The sequence below is a fragment of the Mesorhizobium sp. P3_A9 genome (assembly GCF_056402975.1).
Map to the genome: position 1 here is coordinate 1 of NZ_JBFUGJ010000742.1, position 929 is coordinate 929.

General features: G+C 52.5%; 3 protein-coding genes. 1 reads left to right on the forward strand and 2 read right to left on the reverse strand.

Going from position 1 to position 929, the window contains the following annotated elements:
- Positions 1 to 232, reverse strand: a 232-nt coding sequence (locus AC1DX0_RS36435; protein WP_477359413.1) for a hypothetical protein, incomplete at its 3' end; no start/stop codon positions are given.
- Between the two features lie 320 nt (positions 233 to 552).
- Between AC1DX0_RS36435 and AC1DX0_RS36440 the strand changes: the two genes are divergently transcribed.
- Positions 553 to 741, forward strand: a complete 189-nt coding sequence (locus AC1DX0_RS36440) for a hypothetical protein (RefSeq protein WP_477224100.1) — start codon at positions 553 to 555, stop codon at positions 739 to 741.
- Positions 742 to 791: 50 nt separating this feature from the next.
- Here the strand turns inward: AC1DX0_RS36440 and AC1DX0_RS36445 are convergent.
- A partial coding sequence (locus AC1DX0_RS36445) for a DUF933 domain-containing protein (protein ID WP_477359416.1) occupies positions 792 to 929 on the reverse strand: 138 nt, incomplete at its 5' end.

Below are 929 nucleotides of genomic sequence, written 5' to 3' on the forward strand. Positions count from 1 at the left end.
TCTTTGTCCAGAACACGAACACAACGGCCGCATTCTCAAGGGCTTGTTCAATTGCCGGGTTCCACTCATCACCGACAGGAATTCCAGTTATGTTATGGTATGCCCCTATCCTGTCGTCAAAAGTCTCAGGAGCATCTATCCAGATTGGCCACGACGTTAGGGCAAGCGCCTCAACAAATATTCTTATCTCTGATTTGTCTTTGACTCTGTGGCTGATAAATATGTTTGGCATAGGTCTCTCATTGAAGACGAGTGATCGAAATTCAATGATATATACCGCGCATGCAGACTATGCGACAGTCCTATTTCATGACGCTGCTATTCGATATATTTGCATTCGTGAGCAACCAATCCTCGCAATCTGACTTGGTCCGCCCCAAGTTCCATCATCTGATAGATCGTTTCCCGGCCAATGCGCCGCTTACCATCCTTGTAATGACCCCCACGGCCTCGACGACCGTGGGGAGTTGAAGCGTGTTTGGTTGATCGAGTCCGTTTGTGATAAGCCATACCGTTATGAGCCGATCCCGCAGAAATACACCTGTCGTCGGTATGACCACGGCTGACAGCGACAAGGCGTTCAAGCAAACCGAGCATCGGCGCGAACGGCGGGTTGTGAAGGTGCGGCTCGATGCTGGCGAGGAACCACTGTCAGCCAAGATTTTTGGCAATCCGTGGGCAAGCGAAAAAGACGGCAAGCAGTGGCTGAACGAGCCGTCCCCAAAGCTGATGCGGAAGTGACCCAACGGTTAGGATGATCCCCAGGTCGGCTTTGCGAAGTTGCGCCTAAATCAAGTATTGAACTTGAACAGCAGCACGTCGCCGTCCTGGACGACATATTCCTTGCCTTCGTCGCGCGCCTTGCCGGCTTCCTTGGCGGCCACTTCGCCGCCCAGCGTGATGTAGTCGATATAGGCGATGGTCTGGGC

What these genes read in the sequence shown, in the direction of transcription:
- AC1DX0_RS36440 (WP_477224100.1), top strand. Translation starts at nt 553, where the DNA reads ATGACCACGGCTGACAGCGACAAGGCGTTCAAGCAAACCGAGCATCGG.